This window comes from Amycolatopsis sp. NPDC088138, from assembly GCF_044741685.1.
In the GTDB taxonomy this organism is placed as follows: Bacteria; Actinomycetota; Actinomycetes; order Mycobacteriales; family Pseudonocardiaceae; genus Amycolatopsis.
In genome coordinates this window covers 546481-571046 of the sequence record NZ_JBIUTB010000007.1, presented here as the reverse complement: position 1 = coordinate 571046, position 24566 = coordinate 546481, and the positions used below count along the sequence as shown (strand labels likewise).

Below are 24566 nucleotides of genomic sequence, written 5' to 3'. Positions count from 1 at the left end.
CATGGCACGATGACCCGGTGAGCAGCCCCAAACACGAACGCACCGGCCCCGACGGCGTGGGGGCCGTGCCTTACCTCCCGCTGTCTTCCGACACAGACGTCCCCGGCGACCAGTCCCTCGGCCGCCTGGTCGGCGACGCGACCCAGCACATCTCCACCCTGGTCAGGGCCGAGATGGAGCTGGCGAAGTCCGAGCTGGTCGGCGAGGTGAAGAAGGGCCTCAAGGGCGCCGTCTACTTCCTGATCGCGCTGACGGTCTTCCTGTACAGCACGTTCTTCCTGTTCTTCTTCGCGGCCGAAGGCCTGGCGGAGTGGGTGCGCTACCGCTGGATCGCGTTCGGCATCGTGTTCTTCCTGATGCTGCTGGTCGCGGGCGTGGCCGGGTTCCTCGGCTACCGCAAGGTGAAGAAGTTCAAGGCACCCGAGCGGACGATCGCCAGCGTCAAGGAGACCGCCGCCGCGCTGAAGCCGCAGAAGGCGCCCGAAGCCGACTTGACCACCACGCGCGACTGAATTCGTTGCACGCGTCCCCCGACCCGTCGATCGTCCGGATCGACGGACCGTGGGCGCACCGCGACGTCTCCGCGAACGGCATCCGGCTGCACGTCGCCGAGCTCGGCGAGGGACCCGTCGTGGTGCTGCTGCACGGGTTCGCCGAGTTCTGGTGGACCTGGCACCACCAGCTGAAGGCGCTGGCCGACGCCGGGTTCCGCGCGGTCGCCGTCGACCTGCGCGGTTACGGCGACTCCGACAAACCACCGCGGGGCTACGACGCCTGGACGCTCGCCGGGGACATCGGCGGGCTCGTGAAGTCCCTCGGCGCGCGGCGCGCGCACCTGGTCGGGCACGCGTGGGGCGGCATGCTCGCCTGGACGGTCGCCGCGCTGCACCCCCGGCTCGTGTCGTCGGTGACGGCGATCGGCGGCGCCCACCCGCTCGCGCTGCGGTCGTCGATCGCCCGCACGCTCTGGCGTGGGCAGGGCCGCGCGGCCGGGCACCTCTTCCGCTTCCAGATGCCGGTGGCGCCGGAGAAGTGGCTGGTCCGTGAAGACGCCCAGGCCGTCGAGGACCTGTTCACCGCGTGGGCCGGCGAGACCTGGCGGTCCACTTCGGACTTCTCCGAAAGCACGGCGTCGTTCCGGCAGGCGATGCTCGTGCCGGGGGTCGCGCACAGCGCGCTGGAGTACTACCGCTGGGCGTTCCGCGCCCAGTTCCGCGGCGAGGGCCGCCGGTTCACCGAGGCCGTCGGCCGCCGGATCGCGGCGCCGACGCTGCAGCTGCACGGCGCCGACGACACCTGCATCCTCCCCGAGACGGCGACGTCGTCCGTGCGCTGGGCGGGCCCGCACGCCGAGCCGGAGTTCTGGCCGGGCGTCGGGCACTTCCCCCACCTCGAGGTGCCGGACCGCACGTCGGCGGCCCTCGCGGACTTCCTCAGCCGAGCGTGATGGCGTCCTTCGCCCGCGCCAGCGACTCCTCCGAAGGTCCGCCGGTCGGGTTCTCCGTGGCCAGCGCCTGGTTGAGCGCGACGAACGGCCGCATCCGGCGTTCGTAGGCCGCGAACGCCTCCTCGTGCCCGCCGCGGCCGAGCTCCTGCGCCAGGACGTACGCGCCGACGAGCGCCACGCTGGTGCCCTGGCCGGACAGCGCCGACGCGCAGTACCCGGCGTCCCCCAGCAGCCCGATCCGGCCCGCCGACCAGCGGTCCAGGTGGATCTGCGCCATCGCGTCGAAGTAGAACACCTCGGCTTCGTCCATCGCGGCCAGCAGCTTCGGGACCTCCCAGCCGAGGCCGGCCAGCTGCTCGGCGATCAGCTGCTTCTGCTCCGGGACGGTCAGCGGAGGCAGCGGCTCCGAGCCGAAGCCGAGCGTCACGCGCAGCTCGGTGTTGTCCCGCACCGGGTAGATCGCGCCGCCGGTCTCCTCGTGCCGGAACCACATCTGCCAGTCCTCGAGGCCGAGGAAGTTCGCCGTCGGGAAGATGGCCAGGTACTGGCCGAGGTGCGTGCTGAACCGCTCCTCCGGGCCGAAGGCCAGCCGCCGCACCGCCGAGTGCAGGCCGTCCGCGCCGACGACGAGGTCGAACGTCCGGAAGCCGCCGTGCTCGAACTCGACGCGCACGCCGTGCACCTGTTCGGTCAACGCCGTGATCGAGTCGCCGAAGACGTACTCGACGCGGTCCGCGGTCGCCTCGTGCAGGATCGCGACGGCGTCGTCACGCAGCAGCTCGTAGTCGTCGCTGTCGAGCCGTCCGCTGCTGTAGGTGAACTCCTCCGACCGGAACAGCTCCTGCCCGGCCCCGTCCACCACGGACATCCCGCGCATCCGCGTCCGCTTCGCCCGCATCCGCTCGCCCAGGCCCATCCGGTCGACGACGTCGAGGGCGACCCCGCGCACGTCGATCGCCTGGCCGCCGGTGCGCGGGCCGGGCGCGCGCTCCACCACGGTCACCGTCCAGCCGTCGCGCGCCAGGAACCAGGCCAGGGCGCCGCCGGCGACGCCCGCGCCGGAGATCAGTACGTTCCGCATGCTTCCTCCAGAGTTGTACGCTTGCCCGAACCACACTGGAGTTCTCCCAGTTCGAAGACCAATTCTGTACTAGTACAGATGGCCATCTGTGCTAGGTCAGGAGGCAGCCGTGAAGTACGTCGTCATCGCCGAGGAGCTGCGCGGCCGGATCGCGCGCGGTGAGCTCCCGCCGGGCGCGCGGGTGCCCTCGACCCGGCGGCTCGCGGCCGACCACGGCGTCGCGATGGCGACCGCGGCGAAGGCGCTCGCCCTGCTCAACCAGGAAGGGCTGGTGCGCGCGGAGCCGCGGTCCGGCACGGTCGTCGCCGGCCGGGACCACCGCGGCGGGCACCGGGGGCTGACGCGGGACCGGATCGTGCGCACGGCGATCGACATCGCCGACGTCGAAGGGCTCGCCGCGCTGTCCATGCGCGGGGTGGCGGCCCGGCTCGGCGTCGCGGCCATGGCGCCCTACCGGTACGTGCGCGGCAAGGACGAGCTCGTCCTGCTCATGGCCGACACCGCGTACGGCGAGCGCGGTTATCCGGAAACCACCCAGGACGGCTGGCGTGAGCGGCTGACCCTGGCCGGCCGGACGCTCTGGTCGCTGCACCGGCGGCACCCGTGGCTGGCCCAGCTCACGCCGATCACCCGCCCGCTGCCGTTGCGCAACCTCGCGACGCACGCGGAGTGGGCGTTATCGGCGCTTGCCGAGCTGGACGACGACGCGGCCACCCTGTGCGACCTGCACGTGCTGTTCTTCAGCTACGTCCAAGGCGTCGCGATCCACCTCGAACGCGAGCAGCACGCGCTCGCCGCGTCCGGGCTGTCCGAAGAACAGTGGATCGACCGCCAGGCGCCCGCGATGGCGGCGATGGTCAGCGGCCACCCGACCTTCGCCCGGATGATGACCGAGCTGAGCACGAACGGCTACGACCTCGTCCTGGACGACCTCTTCGAGTCGGGCCTGCGCGCCCTGCTGGACGGCCTCGCGCTGCGGTACGGGCGTTAGGCGGCGCAGGAGCCGGTCGACACGTTCGTCGCCTGCGACGGCGCCGCGTCCACCTCCGAGCGGACCTGCTCGGCCGTCAGCGTGAAGCCGGTCTCCGGGTCCTCCACCGCCGCGCCGAACACGACGCCGATGACCCGGCCGTCCGGGGTCACCATCGGGCCGCCGGAGTTGCCGCTGCGGATCTCCGCGCGGACGGTGAAGACGTCCCGCTGCACGGTGTTGGCCTCGTAGATGTCCGGCCCGCGCAGGTTGATCCGGCCGCGCACGCGGGCCGGGGTCGCGCGGTACGGGCCGTCGAGCGGGTAGCCGAGCACGATCGCGCTGTCACCCGCGCGGGCGGTTTCCGGCGCGAACTGCAGCGCCGGGGCCTGCAGCCGCGGCACGGCCAGCACGGCGATGTCGACCTCGGGGTCGAAGTAGACGACCCGGGCCGGGTAGTCGCCCTGCGTGGTCTCGATGCCGACGGTGTCGGTGCCGGCCACGACGTGCGCGTTCGTCATCACCCGCTGCGGCGAGATCACGAACCCACTGCCCTCCAGCGACCGCGAGCAGGAGCTGGCGGTGCCGCGGATCTTGACGACGCTGCCGTGCAGCTGCTGGACGGTCGCGCTGCCCTGCAGCGCCGGGTCCGGCGGCGAGGTGTCCGCCGTCGGGGCCTTCTCGAACGGGTCGGTGATCGACGGGAAGCCGGACGCGTCGAGCAGCTTGCGCAGCTGGCTCGGGAGGTCCTGCGCGGCCGCCGGCATGGCGTCGTTGACCTTGCCGAGCACCACCGAGTTGTTGATCGCCCTGGGCAGCCACGGGATGGCCGACACGGTGGTCAGCGAGGTCGCGAGCAGCCACGCGACCACGAACACGACCGCGGCCTGCACGATCGCGCCGAGCGTCTTGTCGATGCCGGAGAGCTTGTCCGGGTTGATCTTCTGCCGCAGCCGCCGGCCGACGTAGACGCCGATCGCCTCGCCGAAGGCGACCAGGAACACCACGGTCGCGACGGCGAAGGCGACCTTCCACACCGGGTCGTCGAAGAACGAGACCACCACCGGCGCGAGCTTGATGCCCGCGATCGCGCCGAGCACCACGCCGACCAGCGACGGCAGCGCGATGATCACGCCCTGGTATGCGCCGGACACCGCCGCCAGCACGGCGAGCAGCAACACCAGCACATCGACCCAGTTCACGGTTTCACTCCTCGCCCGCTACTCGCGCCTGGTACGCGGCCAGCGCCTCGTCGAGGTCCCGGACGTCGTCCGAGTCCCATGCGCGCTCCCAGCCTCCCAGGCCGAGCAGCACGGACAGCAACCCGGCGGTGAAGCCCCACACGAACAGGCCCGAGACCTCGAAGGCCGGGCCCTTCCAGGGCGCGCCGGCCTTCTTGACCGTGAAGCGGTTGGCCGGGTCGACGAGGTCGGCCACCGGGACGCGGGCCACGGACGCCGTCTCCCCGGGATCGACCGCGTGCACCGGCGACGGCTCGGCCCAGTACGCCAGCACTGGCGTCACGGCGAACGCGGACACCGGGACGAACAGCTCCGGCAGCACCGCGACCGGCTGGATACCGGACGGGACGACGCCGGTCTCCTCCTCGGCCTCACGCAGCGCCGTGCCGACCGGGCCGCCGTCGCCGTCCTCGGCGCCGCCGCCCGGGAAGGCGACCTGGCCGGCGTGCGAACCCAGCGTGTCGGCGCGCCGTTGCAGGAGGACGTCCGGTTCGCCGGTGGCGTCGTTCTCGCCGAAGAGGATGAGCACCGCGGCCGAGCGGGTGTAGGCGCCGTCGGGCGGGCTGAACCGGGTGAACGTCTTCGAGTCGACCTCGCCGCTGACCTTGACCAGCGGCCGGAGCCATTCCGGGACCGACTCCGGCTCGACCAGTGGTCCGATCACGGTGTTCCCTCCCCTGTCCCCGCCACTGCCGCGCGCACCTGGTCAGTGTTCCCGAAGACGCGCGGGTTCGCGATGAACCGCACCTCGCCCGCGGCGGTGACCAGGTAGGACGCCGGCAGCGACGAGGGCACCTTCAAGGCCGTCCGGACCGGGCCGGCCTGGCCGCCACCGTCGAACACCGACGGTAGGTGCACGCCCAGCTTCGCCAGCAGGTTCAAGCCGTCCTCCGCCGGGCTCTGCACCTGGACGCCGAGGACCCGCACGGCGCCCGGCTGCTTCGTGTACTCCTGCAGCACGGGCAGCTCGGTCTTGCACGGCTCGCACCACGACGCCCAGACGTTGACCAGCACCGGAGCACCGGCCAGGGCCTTGCCGACGTCGACGCTCCCGCCGTCACCGAGGCAGTCCGCGCGGACGCCGTCGAGCTGCTTCACGGGCGCCGCCGGGCTCGACGGCGGACACGGCTGCAGCGCCGCCGCGGACCGCGCGGGCGCGAGGTCCTCCGGCGGCGTCGCCGCGGAGTCCGAGCCCCCGCGCGGCAGCAGCGCGACGATCAGCGCCACCACCAGCACCGCGGCGGCCAGCGCCCACTTGGTGACGGTTGTCACCGGGGCGCCGCCAGCGCCAGGATGTGGTCCTTTTCGACGCCTTTGACCAGCTTCGCGGCTTCCTCGAACCCGGTCGGGCCGGTGCCGTAGGACGGGCAGTCCTTGGCCAGCGGGCAGGCACCGCAGGCGGGCTTCTTGGCGTGGCAGACACGACGGCCGTGGAAGATCACCCGGTGCGAGAGCATCGTCCACTCCTTGCGGGGGATCAGCTCGCCGACCGCGTGCTCGACCTTGACCGGGTCCTCCTCCGCCGTCCAGCCCCAGCGCCGGACCAGCCGTCCGAAGTGGGTGTCGACGGTGATCCCCGGCACGTCGAAGGCGTTCCCGAGCACGACGTTGGCCGTCTTGCGGCCCACTCCGGGCAGCGTGACGAGGTCGTCGAGCTTGCCGGGCACCTCGCCGTCGAAGCGCTCGACCAAGGCCGCGCCGAGCCCCATGACGGAGTTCGCCTTGGCCCGGTAGAAGCCCGTCGAACGGAGGTATTCCTCCAGCTCAGGGCGGTCGGCACCGGCGTAGTCGGCGGCGGTCCGGTAGCGCTTGAACAGCGCGGGCGTGACGAGGTTCACCCGGACGTCGGTGGTCTGCGCGGACAGGACGACCGCGACGAGCAGTTCCAGTGGTGTGGTGAAGTCGAGCTCGCAGTGGGCGTCCGGATACACGTCGTCGAGGCAACGCTTCATCCGCCTGGCGCGTCTCACCAGAGCTAACCGGCTTTCACCAGCGCCCTCACGGGGGGCGTTCGTGGTGGCAGGTGGCACCCCGATAGCCTACGGGCGCCGTCGGACGAGCCGGGCACAGCACCGGTGGACGACCGACACGCCAGAGCACCACCTCGGCGCAGTTTCCGGCCGCCATGAGCGAGGATCTGGAGTAGATGCTTTTCACTGAGTGTTTCGGGCTGCGTATGGGGGGCCGATCATGACCGTCTGGTTCGTCATCCTGGTCCCCCTGGTGATCATGTTCTTCGCCCTGTTCATGGAGCGGGTGGAGAGCCGGTTGAAGCACGTCGCGGTGCAGGAGAACGAGGTCGAGGAGTTCCTCGAGCAGGCGCAGCCCAACGAGGTGCGGGCGCTCTACGGGCACGGCATCGGCCGTGCGCTGGAGCTGTTCCGGCTGCGTAGGCTGGGCGGACGGGCAGCCAGGCTACGCGCGCGTCGCGTGCGGAGTTAGGCTCCACGTTCGGACGAGATCGTTTGGCGGGCCGCGCGCCCGGCGAGCGATCTCGGCTGTACGCCCTAGACTGACGCGCAAGTGACTGGCGTCACGCTCTGCGACCGACGCCGAGCGTGATCGTTTCTCGACGAGGAGGCACCCGAGGTGGACGAAACCCTGGCCCGTGCGGGCATTTTCCAGGGTGTGGAGCCGGCAGCGGCGGAGGCGCTGGCCCAGACCTTGGAATCCGTGGAGTTCCCCCGCGGCCATGTCATCTTCAACGAGGGTGAACCCGGCGACAAGCTCTACATCATCCAGTCCGGCAAGGTGAAGATCGGCCGCAAGTCCCCGGACGGCCGCGAGAACCTCCTGGGCATCTTCGGCCCGTCCGACATGTTCGGCGAGCTGTCGATCTTCGACCCCGGCCCCCGGACGTCGAGCGCGACCACGGTCACCGAGGTCCGCGCCGTCACCATGGACCGCCCGGCCCTGCGGCAGTGGATCTCGACCCGGCCGGAGATCGCCGAGCAGCTGCTGCGCGTGGTCGCGCGCCGCCTGCGCCGGACGAACAACATGGTCGCCGAGCTGATCTTCACCGACGTCCCGGGCCGCGTGGCGCGGGCGCTGCTGCAGCTCGCGCAGCGGTTCGGCAGCCAGGAGGCGGGCCTGCTGCGGGTCACGCACGACCTGACGCAGGAAGAGATCGCCCAGTACGTCGGCGCCTCCCGCGAGACCGTGAACAAGGCGCTGGCCGACTTCGCGCACCGCGGCTGGCTGCGGCTGGAAGGCAAGAGCGTCCTGATCCTGGACCCGGAGCGCCTGGCGCGCCGCGCCCGCTGATCTCCCCTTTTCTACGAGAAAGGCCTCCTGACCTGCGGGTCAGGAGGCCTTTCTCGTAGAAAAACAAAGAGCCGGGCGCCACCCCCGACGTGGCGCACCGGCTCTTCGTTCGTCGCGCGGACCATCCCCCGACGATCCGCGCTCCCCACCCTCCGAACCAGGCCCCGACCCGTATGCCGGAGGGAGTTGGGTTTCTGTGCTGTTGTTCAACCATCACGGCCCATACCCACGAATTCAAGGCCATTCACTCTCAAGGACGCCGCCTGCGCCGTTTCGTTGCAGGAGTCCACGGAGAATGTCGTGAGTGTTACCTGATCGAGACCGTCCCGCTTCAGCGGCAAGATCCATTCCAGTTTGCCGGTGATGCACCTGACCGTCAAATAACTGGTACTGACGTACCACTCTGCGGCATACTGGCACGCGTGTCCCAGTCTGCCTCGAACCACGAAAGCCGCACGTCCCTCGCCGACTACCGCACCGCGCTGACGACCCGCGCGGCCCGGCGGCCCGCCGTCGCGTCCGTGCTCGCCCGCCTGCCGATCGCCATGATCGGCATCTCGGCCCTGCTCTTCGTCCAGCGTGAGACCGGTTCCTTCGCCGCCGCCGGGCTCGTCTCGGCCGGTTCACTCGCCGGTGTCTCGGTGGGCGCGGTGATCCAGGGCAGGCTGATCGACCGGTTCGGGCCGACGCGACCGCTGCTCGTCGTCGCCGTCCTGCTGGCGCTGCTGATGACCGCGCTCGTCACCGCGATCGAGTCGCACGCGCCGACCGCCGTACTGGTCATGCTGGGTGCGGCCACCGGGCTCTCGGAGCCGATGGTCGGGTCGGCGTCGCGGGCGCTGTGGACCCGCCTGCTGCCGCCGGGCGGCGCGCGCAACGCGGCGCTCTCGTACGAGGCGATCAGCATGGAGGTCTTCTTCATCCTCGGCCCCGGTGTGGCCGGGATCCTGGTCCTGGCTCCGTGGGCGGGAACCGGCCTGGTGCTGGGGGTGGCCCTGCAGTTCACCGGCGCGGTGCTGTTCGCGCTCAGCCCGGCCGTGCGGGCCTGGGGCCCGGCCGTCAGCTCGCGTGGTTCGCTGCTGGGCGCGCTGTCGAGCCCCGGCATGCGGACGCTCGCCGTGGCCGCGCTCGGCTTCGGCATCGTGATCGGGTTCGTCGAGGTCGCCGTGCCGGCGTCGGCCACCGAAGCCGGGCACGCCTCGGTGGGTGGCCTGCTGCTGTCGGCGTGGTCGCTGAGCTCGGTCGCGTTCGGCGTCCTGTACAGCCTGTCACCGTGGCCGCGCCGGCTCGGCCTGCGGCTGCCGGTGCTGCTGGGCGGGTTCGGCGCGCTGGTGGCGCTGCTCGCGTGGCCGTCCTCGTTGTGGGGCCTGGGGCTGGCGATGCTGGTCGCGGGCGCGCTGATCACCCCGCAGTCCACGGCCCACTCGGCGGCGATCGAGGTGGTCGCGCCCGAGGGCACGGCCGCGGAGGCGTTCGGCTGGGTACTGACGGCCGTGACGCTGGGACTGGCGATGGGCCAGTCGGTCAGCGGGTACGTCGTCGAGCACGCGGGCCCGAGCACGGCGTTCCTGGTGGCGAGTGTCGCCGGGGTGGTGGTCGCCGGCGTCGTCTGGCTGCTGCGCGGCACGATGCGGCCGGTCACCAGGCCCGCTGCCACCAAAGTGGCGCTGACCAGCGCCTGAGCCGTTTTTGTCGGTGGTCGGCGCTAGCTTTCCGGCATGGACGTCACCGCGCCTGCCCACCGCCGGCAGCGACCCGGATCTCACGGTCCGGTTCGACTGCCCGGCGACCACCCACACCGACGGCGAGGTGGCCGTGCCGGCGGCCCCGCTCGCCGAGACGCTGAAGATGCTGGGCGCGGAGTCGGTGCGCGTGGTCGTCGAGGGCAGCAGGCTGGCGTTGCGCCTCGACCAGGCCAGGTTCGCGCTGCCGCTGCTCTCTGTTGTTGAATCGCCCGCTTCGGAGCCACCCCGGGTGTCCGAAGTGGACGGTCCAGCGTTCGCCTCGGCGTTGCGGATCGTCGCCGGAACGGCGGCGAAGGACGACCCGCTGCCACTGTTCACCGGCGTCCGCGTCCAGGCGGTTGAAGGTGAGCTGACCCTGACGGCGTCGGACCGCTACCGAATGGCGGTCGCCCGGTTGCCCCTGCGGTCACCGGGTGCGCTGGACGTCCTGGTGCCCGCGGCCCTGCTGACCGAGGCGGCGCGGCAGGCTCGCGGCGTCGTCGGGCTCCACTCCGGTCCGGGCCGGTTCGGCCTGAGCTGGGCGGGCGGCCTGGTCGGCACCGCCGTCCTGGACGCAGGCTTCCTGTCGGAGGAAGCGATCCCGTCGGGAGCGGTCGACACCACCGTCACGCTGGACGCGGACGCCCTCGCGGCCGCGGTCCGCCGCGTCGGCGTGTACGCGGAGGACCGCCGGGTACTGACCCTGGAGGTCGGCGACACCCAGGTCCGCCTGGCAAGCGCCCGCCAGGACACGGGCGAAGCCGAGGAAACCCTGAAGGCGAACGTCAGCGGCGGCCGGACGTCCCCGTCCTTCCAGGCGAGGTACCTGCTGGACGCATTGGGCGCGTTCGCCGGGGAGCGAGTGGTGCTGTCCATCCAGCCGGGGATGCGCGCATGCGTCCTGCGGGCGGCCGATCTCTCGGTCGGGGAGGTGGCGCTGACGTACTACCTGATGCCGATGCTGACCCGCTGAGTCACGGGATCCGGAGCACCTCGGCCAAGTCCTTCAAGGCCACGTCGGCGGCCGGCCCCTCGGTGAACTGGCGCACGGTGTACGACGCGCTCTCGAACCGGTCGTCGTAGGCCCGCCGAAGGTGGGGCGAGGAGCGGCCGAGTGCCCACTCCATGGTCGAGTTGCTGTTGCGCAGGAACTCGATGGGCAGGTGGCCGAGCACGTAAAGCTCCGCGCGACGATCACCACGGCCGAGGACCAGTCCGACCAGGTCGGCCACGAGCCCGCGTTTGCGCATCGCGTCGCGGCCCTTCCACTGGCCCGCCTTGAACTCCGCCACCCGAAGGTTCGTCTCGAGGTCGAACTTCCGGCTCGGATCGTTCCCGGCGGCCAGCGACGGCCGCACGGCGATGCGCTCGCCCGGCTCGAGGACCTTCGGCAGGGCCCGGACGATCATCGCCGCGTGGATGAGGTCGTTGATCCGGCCTGCGTGCTGTCGCACCAGCAGCGCGGCCTTCAGCAGGCCGTCGGTCAGCCCCTCGTCCGCCAGCCGGTCGTCGACGGTCTCGCGGTCGGCACCCTCCAGCCGGTCCTCCAACCGCAGCACCCGGCTGGACAGGTCTTCGTCGCCGAAGAACCGGAGCAGTTCGATGAAGGACGTGACCGCCGACCCGACATCGATCGCCGGTGGCGTCAGGGCGGGCTCCGGCTCGGGCGGTCCGGGTTTTGGTGGTGCCTCGGACTCCTGCGGCAGCGGGCTGGTCGAGAAGCCGAGCCGGCGGAGGTACCGGATCGCGGCGTGCGAGATGAACTCGGACCGGGCCACCCCGGCCGCGCGCTCGAACAGCTGCCGCGGCGGCCACAGCTGGTCGTCGACGGAGACCCAGTGCTTGTAGATCGGCTCCGGGCCGCCGCGCGCCGCCGCGGCCAGCACCTGCGTGCGGCTGAGGTGGTGCTGCTGCCCGTTCAGGACAAAGTCGATCGCGCGCTCGTCGTCCATGGCCACTGAGTCGCCGACCAGGCGGCCGCTGCTACACGGATCACGGATCCACGGTGCCGAAGCGCTTCAACGTCCGGATCATCGGCGCCGTCTCCACCTGACGGACACCCTTCAGCCCGCCCAGGTCATCAGCCAGGTACGCGTACAGGGCCGCGTCGTCGCGGCAGCCGACGTTGGCCACCAGGTTCGCCGGGCCCGTGGTCGCCGCCGCGAAGGCTACCTGGGGGTGTGTTGCCAACGCCCGGCCTGCCGACGACAGGGCAGAGGGGGCGACCGTCAGCCAGAGTGTTGCCGTCAGGGGGTAGCCCAGCAGGGCCGCGTCTATCTCGACGTCGAAGTACAGGGCTCCCGAGTCGCGCAGGTGCTCCAGGCGCCGTCGGGTCGTCGACTCCGAGCGGCCTGCGGCCGCCGCCAGTGTCGACATGTCGGTACGGCCGTCGTGGGCCAACGCCGTCAGCAAGGCCGGGTCCTCCGGTTCCGGCCGGTAGACGGACTCAGCGGGGACACGGCGAAGGACCGCGGCCTGTGGTTCCGGTAGTGCGCTCGAGCGGCCTGGCCAGCCCGCCGGGCCGCCCGCGAAGCGGTGCAGGATCCGGTACGCCGTCATCGACACCACCCGCGGCGTCCGCGGCAGCTGGCCCAGGAGCAGGCCGCCCGCGTCCTCGCGCTGGGGTGCGCGGACGAAGCACGCGATCTCCGTGCCGCCGGACATCAGGCTCACCCACTGGGTGTCGGCCCGCCAGGCCAGCGCCGTCGCGATCGTGGCCGCCGCGTCCGGGACGCACCGCAGCCGCACCAGCCAGTGGACCTGGCCCAGCGGCGCCGCCTCCGGGACGCCGACCACGCGCAGCATCCCGGACGAGCGCAGCTTGCGGTAGCGGCGCGCGATCGTCTGGTCCGAGACGCCGAGGACCCCGGCGATCGTGCTGAACGAGGCCCGGCCGTCGAGCTGGAGGGCGTGCGCGAGCCGGCGATCGAGGTCGTCGAGCAGGCCGGAATCCATCAAATAAGCCTAGAGAACGTCGGATTTCGCGCACAATCCCGCCATGGATGGAAGAGCCACCCACGAGAACCCACGCTGGGACCATGAACATCGACCACACGGTCTTCGTGACCCGGAACCACGAAAAGACCTGGCAGCGCTACGAAGAACTCGGCTTCACGCTCAGCCCGCCGTCGCGGCACTTCGCGTCGCGCAGCGAAGGGGGTGAGCTGCTGCCGAGCTGCACGGCGAACCGCTGCGCCTACTTCGGCGAGTCGTTCCTCGAACTGATCGGCATCGTCGACGAGGCCGCCGACGACCCGTGGCGGGTGCTGCCCATCCTGGACGCCCGCGGCGACGGCCTCCACGGTGTCTCCTTCGGGTGTGACGACTCCGAAGCAGCCGAACGCCGGCTGCGCGAAGCCGGGCTCTCGACGTCCGGGGTGCTCTCGCTGCAGCGTGACGTCGACCTGCCGGAAGGCACCCGCACCGCGCGGTTCCGCAGCGTCCACATCAGCCGCGACAAGACGCCCGAAGGCATCCTGCACACCGCCGAGCACCTCACCCCGGAGTACGTCCACCAGCCGCGCTACCTCGGCCACCCGAACGGCGCCCGCCGCGTCGCCGGGATCCTGCTGGTCGTGGCCGACGACGACGTCGAGCGCTACCGCCGCCGCTACGACGTGATCACCGGCGGCGAGCAGCTGGTCGACGTCGTCGGCGCGAGCGACCTCGACACCGTGCTGCCCGGCGAGACCGCGCCTCGGCTGCCTTACTTTGCGGCGCACGGCGTCGCGGTGGACGATCTGAAAAGGGCACGGAACCTGGTCGAGCAGCACGTCCCGACCACCACCGGGGACCGCGGGTTCTTCGTCCGCGCCGAGGACGCGTACGGGGCCGCCGTTTTCTTCGAAGAGGAGGCACGATGATCGTCGAAACGACCAGTGGTCAGGTCCGCGGGACGGATGGCGCGTTCCGGGGAATCCCTTACGCGGAAGCAAAACGCTTCGAGCGGCCGGCCCCGCCGACGCCGTGGACCGGCGTCCGCGACGCCCTCGAACCCGGGCCCGCGGCGCCGCAACCGCCGTCCCGGCTCGAACACGCCCTCGGGCCGATGCCGCTGCCGCAGAGCGAGGACTGCCTGTCGCTCAACGTCTTCACGCCGTCGGCCACCGGCCGCCGCCCGGTGCTCGTGTGGATCCACGGCGGCGGGTTCTCCAGCGGCTCGGGCGGCCAGGTCTGGTACACCGGCACGCGCCTGGCCCGCGAGGCGGACGCCGTCGTCGTGACGCTCAACTACCGGCTCGGCGCCCTCGGTTTCCTGGCTACCGAAGGAGTTCCGCCCAACCTCGGCCTCGCCGACCAGCTCGCGGCCCTCGAATGGGTCCGCGACAACATCGCCGCGTTCGGCGGGGATCCCGCCGAGGTCACCCTGGGCGGGCAGTCGGCGGGCGCCCAGTCGACGCTCGCGCTGTGGTCGTCACCGCGGACGGAAAACCTGATCAAGCGGATCGCCCTGCAAAGCGCGCCCCTCGGGATGCGACCGTCCACTTGGGACGACGCGAACCAGAACGCCTTGCTGCTGCAACAAGAAGTGGACATCCACACGGCCTCGCTGGAAAGCCTGCTCGAAGCTCAGCTCAAGGTCGCCGCGCAGACCACGAAGCCCGGCTCGCTCGAACCGCCGTTCCAGCTCGTCGCCGACGGCGATCTTGTCGCGGACGACCTCATCGAAGTGGCACCGCGCGGCGAAGCGCTCATCAGCTGGACGCGGGACGAGCTGCGCGCGTTCGTCCCCGATGCACCTCAGGACGTCGTCGACAAAGCGACCAGCTCGTTCTTCGCCGCCGACATCCCGCGGCTGGCCGGGAAGCTCGACGCGGTCACCTTCCGCTTCGACTGGCAGGCACCCGGCAACCGGTTCGGCGCGTGCCACTGCGCCGACATCCCGTTCCTGTTCGGCACCCACGACGTCTGGGACGCGCCGATGCTCGAAGGCGCCCCGAAGGGCCTCGAAGAGGAAGCGGGGCTGCGCAAGGTCTGGGCCGCCTTCCTGCACGGAAAGCGGCCCAGCCTGGAGTGGGACGTGCTCAGGCCGCCTGAGCGGCCTTGACCGCGGCCTCGACCTCGGCGAACGACGGGTTGACCATCGCCACCGAGCCGACGATCACCGTCGGGACGGTCTCGTTCCCGTTCGCGACCTCGCGCACGCGCGCGGCCGCGGACGGGTCCTCCCAGATGTTGATCTTCCGGACGTTGAAGCCGCTCTTCGACATCGGCCGGTCGAGTGCCGCGCAGAACCCGCACCCGGGCCGCCAGTAGAACTCCACCTCGACGTTGCTCATCCCTGTCCTTCCGACCGCAAGTAGTCCAGCTGCGCCTGCACGCTCCATTCGGCGGGCGCCCACAGCGCCTGGTCGACGTCGGCGTAGACGACCTCGACCACCTGGCGCGGTGTGGCGTCCGCCCCGAGCACCTTCAAGGCCGAACGCACCTGGTCGAGCCGCTGTTCCCGATGAGCAAGGTACTCGCGCGCGGTCGCGGGCAGATCGGGCAGCTCCGGACCGTGGCCCGGCAGCCCGAGCGTGCCCGCCGGCAGCTCGATCAGCTTGCGCAGGGACCGCAGGTAGTCACCGAGGTCGTGCAGCACGGTGGTGCCGCGGCCGAGCACGGTGTCACCGGTCAGCACCTGGCCGTCGAGCACCAGCGACACCGAGTCGCCGGTGTGCCCCGGCGTGTGCAGCACCCGGATCTCCAAGCCAGCGGCGGAAATCAGCTCACCGTCCTCAATGGACGTCGCGTTGAGACAGAGCGAAGGGTCGAACGCGCGCACCGGCGCACCGGTGCGTTCGGCGAACCACGGCGCGCCCTCGGCGTGGTCGGGGTGGAAGTGCGTCAGCAGGATCAGCTCGACCTCGCCGACGCCGGCCAGCAGCTCGAGGTGCTCCAGATCGCGGTAGCCGGGGTCGACGACGACCGCCGACCGCTCCGGCGCCGCCCGCAGCACCCAGCTGTTCGTGCCCTCGAGCGTCATCGACGACGGGTTGTTCTCCAGCAGCACCGACGCCGTCTCCGACACCGGCCGCAGGACGCCGTAGGCCGGGGCGCTCATCGGCGCTCCAGCACGACGCGGACCTGGTCGTTCTCGCGGATCAGCGTCGGCGCGATGCGGACGATCTCGCGCTGCGCGTTCAGCACGTCGTCGGCCGTCGCGAACTCGGCCAGCTCGCTGAGCGTCAGCCAGGTCGGCGGCATCAGCATCCGGCGGCCTTCACGGGCGTCGGCGATCGCGTCCTCCGGGCGCTGCCAGCCGGAGCTCGACGCCTCCGACGTCGCACCGTCGGCCTGCTGGCCGTCCGGCAGCTTCGCGACGTAGAACCGGGTGTCGTACCGGCGCGGCTCCTGCTCGGGCGTGATCCAGTGCGCCCACGGGCGCAGCAGGTCCGCGCGCAGCGTGAGCCCGGCGTCGGCGAGGAACCCGGCCAGCGACACCTCGCGGGTCTCCAGCGCCTGCCTCGCCGTCGCGTACGGCGTGACGTCGGTGAGCACCGCCTCGGCGCTGCCCGCGAGCAGCACGCCGGACTCCTCGAAGGTCTCGCGCACCGCCGCGCAGGTCAGCGCCCGCGCGAGCGCGTCGTCGCAGCCGAAGCGGGAGGCCCACCACGACGGCCCCGGGCCGGCCCACGCCACGGACGCGTCGGCGTCGCGCTTGTCGACCCCGCCGCCGGGGAAGACCGTCATGCCACCGGCGAAGGGCATGCCCTTGACCCGGTGCTGCAGGAAGATCTCGACGCCCTCGGCACCGTCACGGACGAGGATCACCGTGGCCGCGTCCTTGGGGACGGCGGGCGGCCCGTCGGTGTTGGCGCGGGTGGCTACCCCGGCGCCGACGGGGATGTCGAAGACAAACTCCTTTGGCTGCTCCACCCGGGAAACATACCTCCGCCATCCGACGTCCCGTCGCGCAGTTGTGGCATCCCAGACAGTGAAAAGGCGGCACTTTCACGTGAAAGTGCCGCCTCTTCGCGATGGAGAACTTAAGGGGCGGTCCAGCCGCGCTGGTCACCGCCGGAACGGGACGCGCCGTTGAGCCGCATCTTCGCCGCTTCGGCCCGCTCGCGCTCGGCCAGCTCGGCGTGCAGCTCACGCAGCAGCGCCCGATCGCGCTCGCTCAGGCTCGGGTCGTCCAGGTCCAAAGCCGGCAGTTCGACGACCTCGTGCATGGACGGCTTGCCCGCGGCGATCTCGCGGCCCTTCTCCGGGTCCTCGGCCAGCGCCTGCCGCAGCTGCGCGACCTCGGCCGGGGTCAGGTCGGCCGTGCGCTCCGCGCGCGTCTCGGCCCGTTCCGTCGACCGCGCCTTGCGGGGCGGCTCGGGAGCCGGTGGCGGCGGCGAAACGATCGGCACCACCGGGGCGACCGGCTCCGGTGCCGTGGTCGTCGTCGCGCTCGAGCGCATGCTGTGCCTGCTGCCCGACTCCGCGACCGGTTCCGGCGACGCGGCGGCCGCCGGCTTCGCGGCCGGCTCGGACCGGTAGGACGATGTGCTCGACGTCGCACTCCCGGTCACCCAGGCCGGCGACGCGGCCGCCGAAGCCGCCTGGTGGTACTCGGAGTGCGCGACGCCCGGACCGCTGACCTCGACGACCGAGTGGATGCCGGCCCGGCGCAGCGCCGTGTCGACGCGGAAGGCGACGGCGGGCGGGTTGCCCTCCGGGCCCAGCTCGACGAGCACCACGCGCTGCGGCAGCGCGCCCGGCACGCTCCCGGCCGGGGTGTTGCGCCACACCGCGTGCACCGACCGGACGTCCGGCAGGACCTGCAGCGTCCGGTCGAGGGCCTCGGCGATGCCGAACTCCGGGGAGTTCTCGCCGCTGAACCGGTGCGTGCTGACCGGGTCGGCCTCGTCGACCAGCAGGTCGTTCGCCAGCGTCGCGTCCGACCGGCTCATCTCCAGCACCAGCGCGAGCTCGCGCTGCTCGATGGAGCTGACCGGGATCCGGCCCGCGATGAGCGTGCCGGTCGTCAGCTCGACCGCCTCGTCGATGTGCGCGCGAGCGATCAGCTCGCGTGCTTCGGTGAGCGCGCTGTCGTCGATCCGGCCCGCCAAGGCCAGCAACAGGTTGTGCAGGCGCAGGGGCACCGAGAACCCGTCCATGGGCGGGCCGTCGTGGACCTCCACCATTGCCTTGCTCCCTCCCGGCTCGCTGGCGGAGCGAGCGTTAAGCGGCTACGAGCCGGTTGCCCGCCACCGCGCCCACGCAGACCAGCTCTGAATCGGCCAGCGCGGCCCGGTGGTAGCCCGGCAGGTCGAATCGCGGCGGGATGACCTCGACGCTGGGCTCTTCGTCGCCCAGTACCCGCAGCACCCGCTGCAGTTCGCCGGTCAACCTCGGCAGCCCCGACAGCGCGGTGATCAGCAGGACACGCTTGGCCGTCCCTTGACCGACGACACCGACGTGTCGCCAGCTCTGCCGCACTTCCCCCACGTCCGGGCGTCCCCGCAACGTTGCGTGGATCAGAACGGACACGGAGTCGACCGAGTTAACCCATTCGGGCGCACTCGACGTGAATGTGTACCTGTTCTCGGTGACGTCGTCTACCCCCAGGGTCGAACTCACCTGGTGCCAGTCGGCGCCGTGCGGGATCAGCCCGGCCACGAGCAGCCGGTACTCGGTCTGGTCGAGGTCAATCCTGTGCTTAAGCAAAGACCTCGGCAGCGTCCGGGCGAGGGTGCCCATCGCGCCCTCGCCGAGCCAGTCCCGGAAGCGCCACAGCAGCTGGTCGGGCAGCCGCCCGGCCAGCCGGAGCAGCAGCTCGTGGGTGGACTGCTCGATGTCCGGATCCATCACTGCACCTCCACGATCAGTTCGACCTCCACCGGCGACCCGATCGGCAGCTCCGCGACGCCGACGGCCGAGCGGGCGTGGACACCCGCGTCGCCGAAGACCTCCCCGAGCAGTTCGGACGCGCCGTTGACGACCGCGGGCTGGCCGGTGAAGCCCTCCGCGGAAGCCACGAAGCCGACAACCTTGACGATCCGAGCGACGTTGTCAATGCCGACCAGTGCGTGCACGGCCGCGAGCGCGTTGAGCGCCGAGGTGCGCGCGTGCCCCTTCGCTTCCTCGGGGCTGATCTCCGCGCCGACTTTGCCGGTCGCGGCGAGCACACCGTCGACGAAGGGCAGCTGACCCGAGGTGTAGACGTGCCGGCCGCTCTGCACGGCGGGCACGTAGGCGGCCAGCGGAGCGGCCACGCCGGGCAGCTCGATGCCGAGTTCCTTCAGCCGTTCGCTCCAGCTCACGCGATCAGCCCTTCGGACGCTTGAGGTACGCGACGTGCTGCTCGCCCGTCGGGTTCGGCAGGACGGTGACCAGCTCCCAGCCGTCCTCGCCCCACTGGTCGAGGATCTGCTTCGTGGCGTGGATCAGCAGAGGGACCGTCGAGTACTCCCACTTGGTGGCGCTCATAGCCCGGGAGCGTAGCCAAGCGGGCAAGGGCGCCGGGGGCCGCCGCCGGAAAAGTGCCCCGGAAAGGGCCGACGTCCGGGTGACCCCGGCAGAGTGAACGATCCCTCGTTGTGGGCCACCTCACATCGGGCTGCGGACCGCTAGCGTGGGCACGTGGAAACGTGGCGGGTGATCGCGACGGCCCTGCTGGCCGCGGCCGGACTGCCGCTGGTGCTGGTCGTGATGGCGAAGGTGCGTGATCGGACGCAGAGTTCGGGGCAGGTCGCGCTCGGCGGCGTGATCACGTTCACCCTTCTGGTCGTCGTCGGTGTGCTGATGCTCACGGTGCTGCCGGGCCTGGCCACCTGGCTGCTGGTGGCCGCCGTCGCGGCTGCGGTCAGCGTCATGCTGCTGGCCAGCTGAGCACTGATTTAGGGTGAAGAAGTGACCACTTCCCATGCCGGCTGGACCGACGAGCTTGCCCGCGCCCGGCTGCACTTCGTCACCGGCAAGGGCGGGACCGGCAAGACGACACTGGCGGCCGCGCTCGGCCTCGCGCTCGCCCGCGAGGGGCGCCGGGTGCTGCTGATCGAGGTCGAGGGCCGTCAGGGCATCGCCCAGCTCTTCGACACCGAGCCACTGCCCTACGCCGAGCAGCGGATCGCGTCCGTTCCCGGTGGTGGTGAGCTGCGCGCGCTGCACATCGACGTCGAGGCCGCGCTGCTCGAGTACTTCGAGATGTTCTACAACCTGGGCTTCGCCGGCCGGACGCTGCGGCGGATGGGCGCGATCGAGTTCGCGACCACCCTCGCGCCGGGCCTGCGGGACGTCCTGCTCACCGGGAAGGTCAAGGAGTGCGTCGGGCGCACCGAATCCGACGGGCGGCACACCTACGACGCCGTGGTCGTCGACTCGCCGCCGACCGGCCGGGTCGTCAAGTTCCTCGACGTCACCAAGGCACTGACCGACCTCGCGAAGACCGGCCCGATCCGCGGCCAGGCCGACGGCGTCGTCCGGCTGCTGCACTCCGGCGAGACCGTGATCCACATCGCCACGCTGCTGGAGGAGATGCCGGTCCGCGAGACGGTGGAGGCCGTCGCCGAGCTGGACGGCGCCGACCTGCGCCCCGGCGCGGTGCTGGTCAACCGGGTCCGCCCGCCGCGGCTGCCGGCCCGGTCGGTGCTGGCCGCGGCCGACGGGCGCGTCGACGCCTCCCGCGTCCGCACCGGGCTCGCGTCGGCCGGGCTGAAGCTGCCCGACACGACGCTGGACGCGCTGGTCGAGGAGACCGTCGAGCACGCCGTGCGGGTCGCCGCCGAACAGCGGGCGCGCGAGCAGCTCGCCGAAGCCGACCTGCCGACGCTCGAGCTGCCGGACCTCACCGGCGGCGTCGACGTCGGGGCGCTCTACGAGCTGGCCGAGGCACTGACCGACCAGGGGGTGCGGCTGTGACCGACATCGACATCGACGCACTGATCGACGCGCCGGAGAGCCGCGTGATCGTCTGCTGCGGTTCCGGCGGCGTCGGCAAGACCACCACCGCCGCGGCCTTGGCGCTGCGCGCGGCCGAGCGCGGCCGTCAGACCGTCGTGCTCACCATCGACCCCGCGCGGCGCCTGGCGCAGGCGCTCGGCCTGCGCGAGCTGGGCAACCACCCCCGGCAGGTGCAGGTCGACGGGTTCGAGCCCAAGGGCGAGCTGTGGGCGATGATGCTCGACATGCGCCGCACGTTCGACGACATGGTGCGCGTGCACGCCGGCCCGGAACGCGCCGAGCAGCTGCTGCAGAACCCCTTCTACCAGACCATTTCCACGTCGTTCTCCGGCACGCAGGAGTACATGGCGATGGAGAAGCTGGGGCAGCTCGCGGCCACCGGCGAGTGGGACCTGATCATCGTCGACACCCCGCCGAGCCGCTCCGCGCTGGACTTCCTCGACGCGCCGACGCGGCTGTCGTCCGCGCTGGACGGCCGGATGATCCGGCTGCTCACCGGCCCGGCGAAGGCCGGCGGCTGGGGCCTGCGCAAGGTCGTCAACGCCGGGTTCTCGATGTTCGCCAAGGCCGTGTCGACGATCATCGGCGGCCAGCTGCTGACCGACGCGTCGGCGTTCATGCAGGCCTTCGACAGCATGTTCGGCGGCTTCCGCGAGCGCGCCCGCAAGACCGCCGAGCTGCTGCGCTCGTCGGGGACGTCGTTCCTGGTCGTGGCCGCGCCGGAGCCGGACGCGCTGCGTGAGGCGTCCTACTTCGTCGAACGGCTCTCGGCCGAGTCGATGCCGCTGGCCGGGCTGATCGCGAACCGGACACACCCGGTGCTCGCGAAGCTGTCCGGCAGCGAGGCGCTCGCCGCGGCCGAGTCCCTGCAGGAGGGCGACGTGAACGCGCCGCTGGCCGAAGCCGTGCTGCGGCTGCACGCAGACCGCGTCGAGCTCGCCGGCCGTGAGGAACGGCTGCTCGCGCGGTTCACCCGGGCCCACCCCGAGGTGGCGCTGGCCCGGGTGCCCGCGCTGGCCGGTGACGTGCACGACCTCGAAGGCCTGCGCGACATCGGCACCAAGCTCGCGTCGTGAGTGGTCAGCCGGGTCGGAGCCCGGCTGACCACTCAGCCGACTTCGACCCGTTCCAGGGCGTCCCTCTTGGCCGCCTCGAGCAGGTCTGCCCAGCTCACCACGTCGGGACGGCGGCGTAGCAGAGCCCGCCGTTCCCGTTCGGTCATACCGCCCCAGACACCGAAGTTGATCCGGCCGTCGAGTGCTTCGGCGAGGCATTCCGTGCGGACCGGGCAGCCCATGCAAACGGCTTTCGCCCGGTTCTGCTCCGCACCCCGGACGAACAGGCCGTCCGGATCGGCGTCCCGGCAGGACGCGTTGATTCGCCAGCTCGACTGGTTGGTTTCCATACCCCCAGCTCCCTACCTGGTGTTCGACGCACCAGCGGGGAAAGGCACTGCGCTCCTTGCCCCCGCGAGCGTGTCTCCCTCTGCTCACGTCGGTTGACCGGGCACCTCCCCGGTGCCGGTGCCGCCGTTCGGACCAAGCGAGCTCCCACTCGCGTTGATCCGTCTGACGGCTTTTCTTCGTGAGACGTTGACGGACTGTAGGGGCCCTCGGTTCCCCCCGCCAAGACCTAGAATGCCTTCTGTTACCAGATGTCACCGAAGGGGGTCGCTTTTGTCACTGAATTCACACCTGTGGGGACACGGCGTCACCGGCGCCTGACTCACTCCGGGTAGCCTGGCCCTCGTGCGAAAAGCGGATGGTTTGTTCAAGCTCATCGGCCTCTGCCTGCTCGCGGGGGTGCTCGTCGCCGGCATGCTCTTCCCGGTCGTGGGGGCGGCCGGTGTGATGTCGAACCAGGCCAGTGAGACCGTCGAGAAGACGTCGTCCGACCTCGCGGACATCCCGCCGCCACTGGTCACGACCGTCACCGACAGCGCCGGCACCCCGATCGCGACGTTGTACGACCAGTACCGGCTGCCGATCAACGAGAACCAGATCAACGAGGCCATGAAGTGGGCCCTGGTCTCGGTCGAGGACAAGCGGTTCTACGACCACCACGGCGTCGACTGGCAGGGCACGCTGCGCGCGGCCGTCAGCAACAGCACCGGCGCGGACACGCAGGGTGCGTCGACGATCACGCAGCAGTACATCAAGAACTACCTGATCAACGTCGTCTACCGCGGTGACACGGTCGGGCAGAAGAAGGCCCAGGAGCAGTCGGTCGCCCGCAAGCTGAAGGAAGCGCGGATCGCGATCCAGCTCGAGACGAAGCTGACCAAGCAGCAGATCCTGGCCGGCTACCTGAACATCGTCGAGTTCTCCCGGCAGATCTACGGGATCGGCGCCGCCGCGCACGCGTACTTCAACACCACGCCGGAGAAGCTGACCGTGCCGCAGGCCGCGCTGCTGGCCGGCCTGGTGAACAACCCGATCAACAACGACCCGTGGAAGCACGCGGACAAGGCGACCGCGCGCCGCAACCTGGTCCTGGACCGGATGGTCGAGAACAAGAAGCTGGCCAAGGCCGACGCCGACCGCTTCAAGGGCGAGCCGCTGGGTGTCGTGCCGGACTTCCCGGCGAAGCCGCCGGCCAACTGCATCGGCGCGGGCGCGGAGGCCGGGTTCTTCTGCCAGTACGTCGAGGACTACCTGATCAAGTCGGGGATGAGCAAGGACCAGCTCTACACCGGCGGCTACACGATCAAGACGACGCTGGACCAGCGCGCCAACCACGAGGCGAAGGTCTCGGCGGAGGCGCAGGTCAAGAAGACCCAGCCGTACGTCGCGAACACGTTGTCGCTGATCAAGCCGGGCAAGAACCGGCACGAGGTGGTCGCGCTGGCGGCCAACCGCGACTACGGCCAGGACCAGGACCAGGGCCAGACGACGTACGCGCTGCCCACCGGCGTCTACAACACCGGCGGCGCCGGGTCGACGTACAAGATCTTCACCACGGCCGCGGCGATGGAGAAGGGGGTCGCGGGGATCTTCTCCCCGATCGAGATCCCGGACTCCTACACCTCGCGCGTGTTCACCGGTGGCGCGAAGACCTGCCCGCCGACCGGGCCGCCGCTGCGCTCGAACTGGTACTGCGTGGGCAACGCCGGTGACTACAGCCGGCTCGCCCAGGGCGCGACCGTCCAAACGGCACTCGCGACGTCACCGAACACCGCGTTCGTGGAGCTGGAAGATCGGCTCGGCAGCACCGCTCCGGGCATCGACATGGCCAAGCGGCTCGGCATGCGCGACACCATGGCGAGCAACATCGGGGGCGGCACGGTCGACCCGAAGTCCGATGACCACAACAAGAACGAAAGCCAGGCTTCCGCCTACGGCCCCAAGGACGGCCGTCCGGGCCTCGGCGCGTTCACCCTGGGCTTCAGTCCGATGAGCGGCCTGGAGCTGGGCAACGTCGCGGCGACGATCCTCTCCGGCGGCGTCTGGTGCCCGCCGACGCCGATCGCCGGCGTGACCGACCGCAACGGCCAGCCGGTACCGGTGAAGGAAGCCGGCTGCGAGCAGGCGGTGCCCGAAGCCCTGGCGAACACCCTCGCCGTCGGCATGAGCAAGGACGACCAGCCCGGTGGCGGCACCTCGTTCCAGGCGGCGAGCGGCGTCGGCTGGAACCGGCCGATCATCGGCAAGACGGGCACCACGCAGGGCAACGTCTCGGCGACCTTCGTCGGCGGCACACCCCAGCTGGCGGGCGCGGCGATGACGTTCAAGTTCGGCGGCGGCCAGGGCGGCATCTGCGACGCGGGCCCGGGCAACGTCCGGGTGTGCGGCAGCGGAAACATCTTCGGCGGCAAGGCCCCGGCGCGGACGTGGTTCGGCGCGATGAAGAACATCATGGACGCCAGCCAGCCGATCGTCGACCTGCCTCAGCCCGACCCGCAGTACATGGGCGGCCCGGGCCGCTAGCCCTTAGTCCACGAAGGCCCCTTCACCGCTCCGGCGCT

At 71.2% G+C, this 24566-nt stretch carries 28 protein-coding genes; 13 read left to right on the top strand and 15 right to left on the bottom strand.

The genetic code is table 11. The features are described 5' to 3' along the window. The first annotated feature begins 17 nt into the window (after positions 1–17). The gene (locus tag ACIOD2_RS39380) at positions 18–512 is read left to right on the top strand and encodes a phage holin family protein (RefSeq protein WP_326944981.1); all 495 of its coding nucleotides are present in this window, start codon (positions 18–20) and stop codon (positions 510–512) included. Positions 513–517: 5 nt separating this feature from the next. Next, positions 518–1447, top strand: coding sequence for an alpha/beta fold hydrolase (locus tag ACIOD2_RS39375; protein WP_400550025.1), 930 nt, complete (start codon positions 518–520; stop codon positions 1445–1447). Here ACIOD2_RS39375 and ACIOD2_RS39370 read toward each other — a convergent pair. Next, positions 1434–2528, bottom strand: coding sequence for an FAD-dependent monooxygenase (locus tag ACIOD2_RS39370; protein WP_400550023.1), 1095 nt, complete (start codon positions 2526–2528; stop codon positions 1434–1436). The two genes, ACIOD2_RS39375 and ACIOD2_RS39370, sit on opposite strands and share 14 nt — an antisense overlap. A gap of 109 nt (positions 2529–2637) precedes the next feature. Between ACIOD2_RS39370 and ACIOD2_RS39365 the strand changes: the two genes are divergently transcribed. After that, positions 2638–3519 carry a GntR family transcriptional regulator gene (locus tag ACIOD2_RS39365; protein ID WP_400550021.1) on the top strand — a complete coding sequence of 294 codons (882 nt, stop codon included), beginning with the start codon at positions 2638–2640 and terminating at the stop codon, positions 3517–3519. On the opposite strand, the gene ACIOD2_RS39360 is transcribed toward ACIOD2_RS39365, so the two are convergent. The 4 genes from ACIOD2_RS39360 to nth are packed head-to-tail and all read right to left on the bottom strand — an operon-like array spanning position 3516 to position 6691. Continuing rightward, positions 3516–4700, bottom strand: a complete 1185-nt coding sequence (locus ACIOD2_RS39360) for a MarP family serine protease (protein ID WP_400550018.1) — start codon at positions 4698–4700, stop codon at positions 3516–3518. The two genes, ACIOD2_RS39365 and ACIOD2_RS39360, sit on opposite strands and share 4 nt — an antisense overlap. Positions 4701–4704: 4 nt before the next feature. Then, positions 4705–5403 carry an NUDIX hydrolase gene (locus ACIOD2_RS39355; RefSeq protein WP_400550016.1) on the bottom strand — a complete coding sequence of 233 codons (699 nt, stop codon included), beginning with the start codon at positions 5401–5403 and terminating at the stop codon, positions 4705–4707. Beyond that, positions 5400–6011, bottom strand: coding sequence for a TlpA family protein disulfide reductase (locus ACIOD2_RS39350; protein ID WP_400550013.1), 612 nt, complete (start codon positions 6009–6011; stop codon positions 5400–5402). The genes ACIOD2_RS39355 and ACIOD2_RS39350 overlap by 4 nt, the downstream gene beginning before the upstream one ends. Continuing rightward, complete coding sequence (nth, locus tag ACIOD2_RS39345) at positions 6008–6691, bottom strand: endonuclease III (RefSeq protein ID WP_400550011.1); 684 nt, start codon at positions 6689–6691, stop codon at positions 6008–6010. Before nth ends, ACIOD2_RS39350 begins: the two co-directional genes overlap by 4 nt. 238 nt (positions 6692–6929) lie before the next feature. Here nth and ACIOD2_RS39340 point away from each other — a divergent pair, with 238 nt between their 5' ends. The 4 genes from ACIOD2_RS39340 to ACIOD2_RS39325 all read left to right on the top strand — a co-directional run bounded on the left by ACIOD2_RS39340 (position 6930) and on the right by ACIOD2_RS39325 (position 10700). Continuing rightward, positions 6930–7181: a hypothetical protein gene (locus tag ACIOD2_RS39340; RefSeq protein WP_013230551.1), complete on the top strand. Its 252-nt coding sequence runs from the start codon at positions 6930–6932 to the stop codon at positions 7179–7181. A 147-nt stretch (positions 7182–7328) separates the two neighbouring features. Further along, complete coding sequence (locus tag ACIOD2_RS39335; RefSeq protein ID WP_003081747.1) at positions 7329–8003, top strand: Crp/Fnr family transcriptional regulator; 675 nt, start codon at positions 7329–7331, stop codon at positions 8001–8003. A 422-nt stretch (positions 8004–8425) separates the two neighbouring features. After that, a complete protein-coding gene (locus ACIOD2_RS39330) occupies positions 8426–9685 on the top strand; it encodes an MFS transporter (RefSeq protein ID WP_400550007.1) in 1260 nt (419 codons plus the stop codon). A gap of 13 nt (positions 9686–9698) precedes the next feature. Beyond that, positions 9699–10700, top strand: coding sequence for a DNA polymerase III subunit beta (locus tag ACIOD2_RS39325; protein WP_400550005.1), 1002 nt, complete (start codon positions 9699–9701; stop codon positions 10698–10700). A gap of 1 nt (position 10701) precedes the next feature. Here the strand turns inward: ACIOD2_RS39325 and ACIOD2_RS39320 are convergent, their stop codons facing one another. Together ACIOD2_RS39320 and ACIOD2_RS39315 are read right to left on the bottom strand one after the other, a co-directional pair. Continuing rightward, positions 10702–11679, bottom strand: coding sequence for a hypothetical protein (locus ACIOD2_RS39320; RefSeq protein WP_400550002.1), 978 nt, complete (start codon positions 11677–11679; stop codon positions 10702–10704). A 40-nt stretch (positions 11680–11719) separates the two neighbouring features. Continuing rightward, positions 11720–12682, bottom strand: coding sequence for an Lrp/AsnC family transcriptional regulator (locus ACIOD2_RS39315; RefSeq protein WP_400550000.1), 963 nt, complete (start codon positions 12680–12682; stop codon positions 11720–11722). Between the two features lie 83 nt (positions 12683–12765). Between ACIOD2_RS39315 and ACIOD2_RS39310 the strand changes: the two genes are divergently transcribed. Beyond that, positions 12766–13590, top strand: a complete 825-nt coding sequence (locus tag ACIOD2_RS39310; protein WP_400549998.1) for a VOC family protein — start codon at positions 12766–12768, stop codon at positions 13588–13590. After that, positions 13587–14774 (top strand): carboxylesterase family protein, encoded by a 1188-nt coding sequence (locus tag ACIOD2_RS39305; protein ID WP_400549996.1) that lies wholly within the window; start codon positions 13587–13589, stop codon positions 14772–14774. The genes ACIOD2_RS39310 and ACIOD2_RS39305 overlap by 4 nt, the downstream gene beginning before the upstream one ends. On the opposite strand, the gene ACIOD2_RS39300 is transcribed toward ACIOD2_RS39305, so the two are convergent. The 7 genes from ACIOD2_RS39300 to ACIOD2_RS39270 all read right to left on the bottom strand — a co-directional run bounded on the left by ACIOD2_RS39300 (position 14752) and on the right by ACIOD2_RS39270 (position 19129). Continuing rightward, positions 14752–15006, bottom strand: coding sequence for a glutaredoxin domain-containing protein (locus ACIOD2_RS39300; protein WP_323324518.1), 255 nt, complete (start codon positions 15004–15006; stop codon positions 14752–14754). The genes ACIOD2_RS39305 and ACIOD2_RS39300 overlap by 23 nt on opposite strands. Further along, positions 15003–15773, bottom strand: a complete 771-nt coding sequence (locus tag ACIOD2_RS39295; protein ID WP_400549993.1) for an MBL fold metallo-hydrolase — start codon at positions 15771–15773, stop codon at positions 15003–15005. The genes ACIOD2_RS39300 and ACIOD2_RS39295 overlap by 4 nt, the downstream gene beginning before the upstream one ends. Next, positions 15770–16588: an NUDIX hydrolase gene (locus ACIOD2_RS39290; protein ID WP_400549991.1), complete on the bottom strand. Its 819-nt coding sequence runs from the start codon at positions 16586–16588 to the stop codon at positions 15770–15772. The genes ACIOD2_RS39295 and ACIOD2_RS39290 overlap by 4 nt, the downstream gene beginning before the upstream one ends. Before the next feature lie 110 nt (positions 16589–16698). Then, complete coding sequence (locus tag ACIOD2_RS39285; RefSeq protein WP_400549989.1) at positions 16699–17844, bottom strand: hypothetical protein; 1146 nt, start codon at positions 17842–17844, stop codon at positions 16699–16701. A 37-nt stretch (positions 17845–17881) separates the two neighbouring features. Beyond that, a complete protein-coding gene (locus ACIOD2_RS39280; RefSeq protein WP_247058879.1) occupies positions 17882–18508 on the bottom strand; it encodes a hypothetical protein in 627 nt (208 codons plus the stop codon). Further along, positions 18508–18963 carry a RidA family protein gene (locus ACIOD2_RS39275; protein WP_400549987.1) on the bottom strand — a complete coding sequence of 152 codons (456 nt, stop codon included), beginning with the start codon at positions 18961–18963 and terminating at the stop codon, positions 18508–18510. The genes ACIOD2_RS39280 and ACIOD2_RS39275 overlap by 1 nt, the downstream gene beginning before the upstream one ends. 4 nt (positions 18964–18967) lie before the next feature. Next, entirely contained in the window at positions 18968–19129 is a 162-nt protein-coding gene (locus ACIOD2_RS39270) for a DUF4177 domain-containing protein (RefSeq protein WP_020642049.1), read from the bottom strand. Positions 19130–19282: 153 nt separating this feature from the next. Here ACIOD2_RS39270 and ACIOD2_RS39265 point away from each other — a divergent pair, with 153 nt between their 5' ends. Genes ACIOD2_RS39265 through ACIOD2_RS39255 form a run of 3 tightly spaced genes read left to right on the top strand, consistent with a single transcriptional unit; the run spans position 19283 to position 21678 of the window. Next, positions 19283–19531 carry a hypothetical protein gene (locus tag ACIOD2_RS39265; RefSeq protein ID WP_400549985.1) on the top strand — a complete coding sequence of 83 codons (249 nt, stop codon included), beginning with the start codon at positions 19283–19285 and terminating at the stop codon, positions 19529–19531. Between the two features lie 21 nt (positions 19532–19552). Then, the gene (locus ACIOD2_RS39260; protein ID WP_247058882.1) at positions 19553–20560 is read left to right on the top strand and encodes an ArsA-related P-loop ATPase; all 1008 of its coding nucleotides are present in this window, start codon (positions 19553–19555) and stop codon (positions 20558–20560) included. Next, positions 20557–21678 (top strand): ArsA family ATPase, encoded by a 1122-nt coding sequence (locus tag ACIOD2_RS39255; RefSeq protein WP_400549983.1) that lies wholly within the window; start codon positions 20557–20559, stop codon positions 21676–21678. The genes ACIOD2_RS39260 and ACIOD2_RS39255 overlap by 4 nt, the downstream gene beginning before the upstream one ends. Before the next feature lie 32 nt (positions 21679–21710). Here ACIOD2_RS39255 and ACIOD2_RS39250 read toward each other — a convergent pair whose 3' ends face one another. Further along, positions 21711–22007 (bottom strand): WhiB family transcriptional regulator, encoded by a 297-nt coding sequence (locus ACIOD2_RS39250; protein ID WP_400549980.1) that lies wholly within the window; start codon positions 22005–22007, stop codon positions 21711–21713. Positions 22008–22350: 343 nt separating this feature from the next. Here ACIOD2_RS39250 and ACIOD2_RS39245 point away from each other — a divergent pair, with 343 nt between their 5' ends. Beyond that, positions 22351–24528, top strand: coding sequence for a transglycosylase domain-containing protein (locus ACIOD2_RS39245; protein WP_400549978.1), 2178 nt, complete (start codon positions 22351–22353; stop codon positions 24526–24528). Positions 24529–24566 lie beyond the last annotated feature (38 nt).